The sequence below is a fragment of the Streptomyces sp. MB09-01 genome (assembly GCF_033794505.1).
Classification (GTDB): Bacteria; Actinomycetota; Actinomycetes; order Streptomycetales; family Streptomycetaceae; genus Streptomyces.
This window is the reverse complement of record NZ_JARAYQ010000362.1, coordinates 1-6,393: the sequence shown is the minus strand read 5'-3', so window position 1 is coordinate 6,393 and position 6,393 is coordinate 1. Positions and strand designations below refer to the sequence as shown.

The window sequence follows — 6,393 nt, the reverse complement described above, 5'->3', positions numbered from 1 at the left end:
GGGGCCGGGGCCGCGGTGGTGATGGTGCTGGTCATCGGTGGTGCGCCTCTGGGTGTCTCACATGCTGGGCAGGTCGACACATGCTCGGCCACCGCCCGGGCGGTACCAAATCAGCGCGTTTCGTCCGGTGCGGGCACCTCGACGGAAGGAAGGATTCCGCTGTTGGCCGCTGCCGGCCGCGGATCTTCCACCGCCCCCGGCCGCAGGCCGAGCGGGACCTGCGGGCCGTCCGCCTCCCGGAGCCAGCGCCGCAGTACGCCGTGCACCGCCTCCGCGCCCACCGGTTCCTCCCCCGGGTCCGACAGTCCCGTGGGCCACATCAGGAACGGGTGCCCCTGCTCCCCGCCCAGCCCGCCGTGCGAGCCGATCTGCTCCTCGAAGGCGTGCACCGCGCCCGTGTCCGGGTCGTAGGCCGAGTTCACCATGATGTCGGCCACGTGCGGGAAGGCGTCGGTCCGGCGGACGGCCTGCGCCGCGCCGGGGCCGAAGGGGGCCAGCAGCTCCTCCGCCTCGCCGGGCACGTCGAGGCGGGCCACCGCCCCGCCCGGGCCCAGCAGCACCCCGTCGACCAGCAGGAAGCCCACGCCCGGGTGGTTCGCCAGCGTCGCCAGCAGGGCGGGGTGCGCGCGTTCGACGCGCTCGCGCGAGGCCCGGCCGGGGACGTCCGGGAAGGAGATCAGGGCGAGGTTGCCCGAGGCGAGAACCACCGGGTCGGAGCCCGGTCCGGGACGGGCCTCCTCCCCCTCTTCCACCGGGCGGTGCAGGGCCGCGAGCACGGCCGCCCGGGCCTCGGCCCCGCTGTGGGTGCGGCCGGCCCGGCGGGAGACCGGCAGCCCGCAGCCCGCCCGGACGAGGTCCTTCAGGGTCAGTCCGTAGCGGCTCAGGAAGGTCTCGCCCGGGCTCTGGCCGTGGTCCGAGAGCAGCACGATCCGGTACTCCCGCGGGGCGTGCTCGGCGACCCTGGCGATCAGCGCGAGGCTCCGGTCGAGGCGGGCCAGCACGTTGTCGGTGTCGCGGCCGCGCGGACCCGAATGGTGCGCGACCTCGTCGTAGGCGACCAGGTCGGCGTAGACAGCGGCGCGGCCGGCGAGCATGTCGCCGATCACCGCCGCGACCACCACGTCCCGTTCGACCACGGTCGCGAAGGCCCGGATCAGCGGGTACAGCCCGCCGCGCGCCACCCGCGGCCGGTCCCCGCGGATCCGCGCCCGCAGCGACTGGCCGATCTCCCGGACCACCTCGGCGACGAAGGACACGGCCGTGCGGACGGCGTTGGCCGGATCGGAGAAGTACGCGAAGTAGCCGGCGCGGGACCGGTTCGCCCGGCCCCGCCGGGCCGAGACCGAGAGCACGAGCGCCAGTTGGTCGGCGCCCCCGCTGAACAGGTTGCCCCGGCTGGCCCCGTCCAGCGTGAGCAGTCCGCCGTCCCCGGTGCGCGCGACGGCCCGCCGCTGCAGCTCGGCGGCGCTGCTGGGCCGGTTGCAGACCATCACCTCGCCGGTGTCCTTCTCGTACCAGCGAAAGGCGGGAACGTCGAAGTTGGAGCCGTGCAGGATGCCTAGCTGGCTGGCGCCGGTCTGGCTCGACCAGTCCGTGTGCCAGGGCGTGATCCGGTGGCTGCGCTCCAGCCAGTCGGCGACGGTGGGCATCAGCCCGCTGCCGCACGCGCTGCGCAGCACCTCGTACCCGACGCCGTCGAGCTGGACGAAGACCAGGCCGGGCGCGACTTTTCCGGCGCCGGGCGCGCCCGCGCCGCGCTGCCTGCGGCGCCGGCGGTCGGCGAGCCGGTAGAGGCGGCGCCGGTACGCCTCGTCGTCGCGCACCGCGAGTGCGGTGGAGGTCGCGGATGCCACCGCGGACATCACGGCGGCCACGACCACCGCGGTCTCGGGGGCCGCCTCGCCCCGCCAGGCGGGGATCAGGCTGAGCGCTATGAGCAGGAGCGAGCCGTTCAGGAAGAAGACGAGCAGCCCGAGGACGAGGGCGGGCACCAGCAGCAGGGCGCGTACGAGCACGGGCCAGACGACCGCGCTCAGCAGACCGAAGGCCCCTGCGCCCCAGGCCGCGGTCAGCCCGATCTGCGTGATGCTGTCACCGTCGTAGGACTGGAGCCGGAAGTCCGGCAGGATCCCGGCCAGGGCGAGCATGGTGAGCGTGGACACCGCCCAGACGAGGACCACCCGCACCAGGGCGCTGCCCGTGGTCCGCCACCGTCCCCGCCACACGCCGCCACCTCCCGCGAGCCCCGTCCCGCCTTCCAGGCTCGCACAGCCGGGCACGGCTGGCCGGGCGACACGGAGGGCGCACCGGTGAACGGAGGGGGCCGGCCGGCGGAGGCCGGTCAGGTGCCGTCGTAGCCGGCGGTCGGCATGGACAGCCGGCGGTGCACCTCGGCCTTCATCGCGGAGGTGTACTGCGGCTCGTCGCCCCCGGCGGTCTCCAGCCGTACGCCGCGCCGCTCGCACTCGGCGGTGAACTCCTCGACGGAGCGCAGTGCGCGGGCCAGCACCCGGTGGTTGGCGGCGACGAAGAGGTCGACCTGCCCGGCGTCGATGTCGGACCAGAGCCCGCAGTGGTCGGCGCGCAGCCCGTAGAAGAGCAGCTGCTTCGTCACGACGTAGCCGCGGTCGGCGGCCCAGCGCGCGCACATGGCGTGCTGGCCCCGGGTGTCCACGGCGAAGGGGTCGGCGTCCAGGTCTTCGAGCGGGGCCAGGCTGGCGATCGCGGCCACGCGCAACTCTTCCATGCCGCCGGACCCTACTCCGATCCGCCCCCGGAGAGGAGGGGCCCGGCACGTTCCGGTTCCGGGCGGATCCGCGGGGCAGCCTCTAGGCTCGTGGACGAGGTGCGAGGGAGGGAGGCCGGTGCCGGTGGAGATCACCTGGTGGGGCCATGCCACGTGCACCGTCGAGGACTCCGGGGTCCGGCTGCTGACCGACCCGCTGTTCGCTCGGCGGCTGGCGCACCTGCGGCGGCGGCGCGGGGCGGTGCCCCCGCCCGAGGCGGCGGTGGCGGACGTGGTGCTGGTGTCGCACCTGCACGCCGATCATCTGCACCTGCCGTCGTTGGAGCGGCTCGCGCCCGGCACCCGGCTGCTGGTGCCGCGCGGGGCGCGCCGGGCGGTGCCGGGGCTGGTGCGCGCCGCCGGGCTGCGCGGGCTGCGGGTGACGGAGGTGGCGCCGGGCGAGGAGGTCGCCGTACGGGAGGGCGTACGGGTACGGGCGGTCAGCGCGCGGCACGACGGGCGGCGGCTGCCGTTCGGGCCGCACCTCGCGCCGGCGCTCGGGTACGTGGTCCAGGGTGCGGCGCGGACCTACTTCGCCGGGGACACCGGGCTGTTCGACACGATGGCCGAGGAGGTCGGGCCGGTGGACGTGGCCCTGCTGCCGGTGGGCGGCTGGGGCCCGTACCTGGGCCCGGGCCACCTGGATCCGGGGCGGGCGGCGCAGGCCCTGGCCCGGCTCGCACCCGCGGCGGCGGTGCCGGTGCACTACGGGACGTACTGGCCCGTCGGGATGGACGCGGTGCGGCCGCACGAATTCCACGCGCCCGGTGAGGAGTTCGAGCGGCGCGCCCGGCAGCTGGCACCGAAGGTGGCCGTACGGGTACCCGGGCACGGAGAGCGGGTGCGGCTGCCGTGACCTGGCGCGAACTCACGGCGGCGGCCGGCCAGGTGCCGCCGGAGACCACCCAGCAGGCGGTGGGGTACCCGGCGTTGTTCGTACTGGTCGCGTCGGGCGCGCTGGTCCCGGTGATTCCGACGGGCGCGCTGGTGAGTTCGGCGGCGGTGGTGGCGTTCCATCACCAGTCGCCGCCTTTCGGGGTGCTGCTGGTGGTCGCGGTGTCGGCGCTGGCCGCGTTCACCGGGGACCTGGCGCTGTACTGGCTCGGGCAGCGCGGGGTCCGGTCGCGCAACGGCTCGCGGTGGCTGGCGGCGCTGCGCGGCCGGGCCACGCCCGAGCGGCTGGAGCAGGCGCAGACCAAGCTGGACGAGCACGGGGTCATGGTGCTGGTGGTCTCCCGGCTGGTGCCGGCGGGCCGGATCCCGGTGATGCTGGCCTGCCTGCTGGCGCAGATGCCGCTGCGCCGTTTCGCCCGCGGCGACGCCCCGGCCTGCCTGGCCTGGGCGGCGACGTACGGCCTGATCGGCATCCTGGGCGGCTCGCTCTTCGCGGAGCCGTGGAAGGGCGTGGCCCTGGCGGTGGGCCTGACCCTGCTGATCAGTGCGGGGCCGGCACTCTGGCGCCGGCTGCGGGCCCGGCGGGAGAAGCCGTAGGGCGGCGCTCGCCGAGGGGCTAAGGGATCGCCGACGCCGGGCCCTGGACATCAAGTGCACTTGAGTTCCTAGGCTCTTCGTCATCGGGCGATCTTGAACGGCGAACGGAGCGGATCCACCATGGAGTACTCGCACGACGACACCGAACTGGTCCAGCAGCCCATCGGCTACTGGGCCTGGGCCGCCTACGACGCGGTCGTCACCCGCACCCGCGGCGCGCTCGCCGGGATCGGCACCACCCAGCCGCAGTGGTGGGTCCTGGCCCAGGTGGCCCAGGCCGCGGCGGTGAAGACCCGCGAGGAGGTCACCGGGATCCTGCAGGGCTACCTCGCCGTGGGAGGGACGGTGGTGGCCGAGGAGATCGACACGACCATCGCCCGGGGCCGGATCACGCAGGACGCCGAGGGGCGCCTCGGGATCACCTCCGAGGGACGGGAGTTCTTCGAGCAGGCGGCGGCCCTGCAGAGGGAGCTGTGGGCCGAGCGGCACGCCCGCACCTCGGACGAGGAGTACCTGACCACCCTCAAGGTGCTGCAGCGCTTCATCCGCAACACGGGCGGCCAGGCCTGGCACCAGTAGGGGGCCCACTCAGTCCTGACCGGCGAGCACCTCCTAGTGGACCTGGATGCCCGCGCCGTACGGCTTGCCGCCGCTGTGGCAGATCGCCGTGCTCGTGGTGCCCACGCGCCGCCATGTCGGGTCGTACACCGTGTAGTCCCTCGCGAGGGGCCGGTCGCACCGGGTGTAGACACGGAACTCCCCGGTTCCGTTGGTGCACGTTCCCGCGGCGGTGGTGCTGGACTTGTACCAGGTGCTGCAGTCGTAGGGATCGGCGGCGGCCGGGGTGGCTCCCGCGACCGCGAGGCCGAGGCCCAGAGCCGTGGAACTGATCAGTGACACAACGCGTTTCATCGTGGTTCGTCCCCTCCCGATGGCCGGTGCTTCGGGATCCCTTATCCCCCCTCCACGGCCGGGCATGCACGGCCTGCCCCTCGATCTCCCACGTCCTCCTGGTCGGGCAGCGTGCGGGAGGCGCCGATCGGGAGGTCCCACAGGTGGTCGCGGGGCAGCCCGGCACGGGACCAGGCGGCCCGGGTGCGGTGCAGGGGTTCCATGACCGGTTCGGCGGAGAGCACGAAGGTGGCCCAGTGCATGGGCGCCATCCGCAGTGCCCCGAGGTCGAGGCAGGCCTGGACGGCCTCCTCCGGGTCGGCGTGCACGTCGCTGAGCCACCAGCGCGGGGCGTAGGCGCCGACCGGCAGGAGGGCGAGGTCGATGCCGGGGTGGCGGCGGCCGATCTCGCCGAACCAGTGGCCGTAGCCGGTGTCGCCCGCGAAGTAGACCTTCCGCGGCGTCGGGCTGCGGGTGTCGGTGAGGATCCAGCCGCCCCACAGGGACCGGCAGGTGTCGATCAGGGACCGCTTCGACCAGTGGTGCGCGGGGACGAACTCGAAGCGTACGCCGTCCAGTTCGGCCGATTCCCACCAGTCGAGATCGGTGACCCGGGTGAAGCCGCGGCGGCGGAACCAGCCGGCCAGGCCGGCCGGGACGAAGAGGGCCGTGTGCCGGGGCAGCCGCTTGAGCGTGGGGGCGTCGAGGTGGTCGTAGTGGTTGTGGCTGATCACCACCGCGTCCACCGGCGGCAGGTCCTCCCAGCGCACCCCGACGGGGGTCATCCGGGCCGGGGTGCCGAGGATCCGCCGGGACCAGACGGGGTCGGTCAGTACCGTCAGCCCGCCGGTCCGCAGCACCCAGCTGGCGTGCCCGGCCCAGGTGACGGAGACCGTGCCGGGCGGCGCGGCGGGCAGCGGGGCGGGCTCGTACGGCAGGTCGGGAATGCCGTGCAGCCCGTCGGGGCGGGGCCGGAAGGCACCCTCCCGGGCGAGCCGGGCGAAGGCGCGGATGCCGGGGAGCGGGGTGGTCAGCCGGTCCGCGAAGGAGCCGGGCCACCGGCGGTGTTCGCCGAGCGGGCGCGGCGCCGGTGTCAGTGGCGGTGGCGCCGGTGCCGATGTCGGTGTCGGTGTCGTTGTCGTTGTCAGTGGCGCCGGTGCCGGCCGGGGCGCGGGCCGTGGGTCGACGGCGGGCCGGGCCGGCGCCGGCGCCACTGACAACGACAA

The 6,393-nt window shown here is 74.8% G+C and carries 7 protein-coding genes; 3 read left to right on the top strand and 4 right to left on the bottom strand.

Features of this window, described 5'->3' with window-relative positions:
- Nucleotides 1–110: 110 nt before the first annotated feature.
- Nucleotides 111–2,225 carry a phage holin family protein gene (locus PV721_RS39800; RefSeq protein ID WP_319733210.1) on the bottom strand — a complete coding sequence of 705 codons (2,115 nt, stop codon included), beginning with the start codon at nucleotides 2,223–2,225 and terminating at the stop codon, nucleotides 111–113.
- 116 nt (nucleotides 2,226–2,341) lie between these two features.
- A complete protein-coding gene (locus tag PV721_RS39795; protein WP_319733208.1) occupies nucleotides 2,342–2,746 on the bottom strand; it encodes a hypothetical protein in 405 nt (134 codons plus the stop codon).
- A 118-nt stretch (nucleotides 2,747–2,864) separates the two neighbouring features.
- On the opposite strand from PV721_RS39795, the gene PV721_RS39790 reads away from it, so the two are divergent.
- The 3 genes from PV721_RS39790 (at nucleotide 2,865) to PV721_RS39780 (ending at nucleotide 4,855) form a co-directional block, all read left to right on the top strand.
- Nucleotides 2,865–3,641: an MBL fold metallo-hydrolase gene (locus PV721_RS39790; protein WP_319733206.1), complete on the top strand. Its 777-nt coding sequence runs from the start codon at nucleotides 2,865–2,867 to the stop codon at nucleotides 3,639–3,641.
- Complete coding sequence (locus tag PV721_RS39785) at nucleotides 3,638–4,276, top strand: DedA family protein (RefSeq protein ID WP_319733204.1); 639 nt, start codon at nucleotides 3,638–3,640, stop codon at nucleotides 4,274–4,276. Before PV721_RS39790 ends, PV721_RS39785 begins: the two co-directional genes overlap by 4 nt.
- A gap of 120 nt (nucleotides 4,277–4,396) precedes the next feature.
- Nucleotides 4,397–4,855 (top strand): MarR family transcriptional regulator, encoded by a 459-nt coding sequence (locus PV721_RS39780; protein ID WP_319733202.1) that lies wholly within the window; start codon nucleotides 4,397–4,399, stop codon nucleotides 4,853–4,855.
- Between the two features lie 33 nt (nucleotides 4,856–4,888).
- Here the strand turns inward: PV721_RS39780 and PV721_RS39775 are convergent, their stop codons facing one another.
- Both PV721_RS39775 and PV721_RS39770 read right to left on the bottom strand, forming a co-directional pair.
- Entirely contained in the window at nucleotides 4,889–5,176 is a 288-nt protein-coding gene (locus PV721_RS39775) for a hypothetical protein (RefSeq protein ID WP_319733200.1), read from the bottom strand.
- A gap of 53 nt (nucleotides 5,177–5,229) precedes the next feature.
- Nucleotides 5,230–6,315, bottom strand: coding sequence for an MBL fold metallo-hydrolase (locus PV721_RS39770; RefSeq protein ID WP_416371280.1), 1,086 nt, complete (start codon nucleotides 6,313–6,315; stop codon nucleotides 5,230–5,232).
- Nucleotides 6,316–6,393: the final 78 nt, after the last annotated feature.

What these genes read in the sequence shown, in the direction of transcription:
- PV721_RS39795 (WP_319733208.1), bottom strand. Translation starts at nt 2,746, where the DNA reads ATGGAAGAGTTGCGCGTGGCCGCGATCGCCAGCCTGGCCCCGCTCGAA.
- PV721_RS39780 (WP_319733202.1), top strand. Translation starts at nt 4,397, where the DNA reads ATGGAGTACTCGCACGACGACACCGAACTGGTCCAGCAGCCCATCGGC.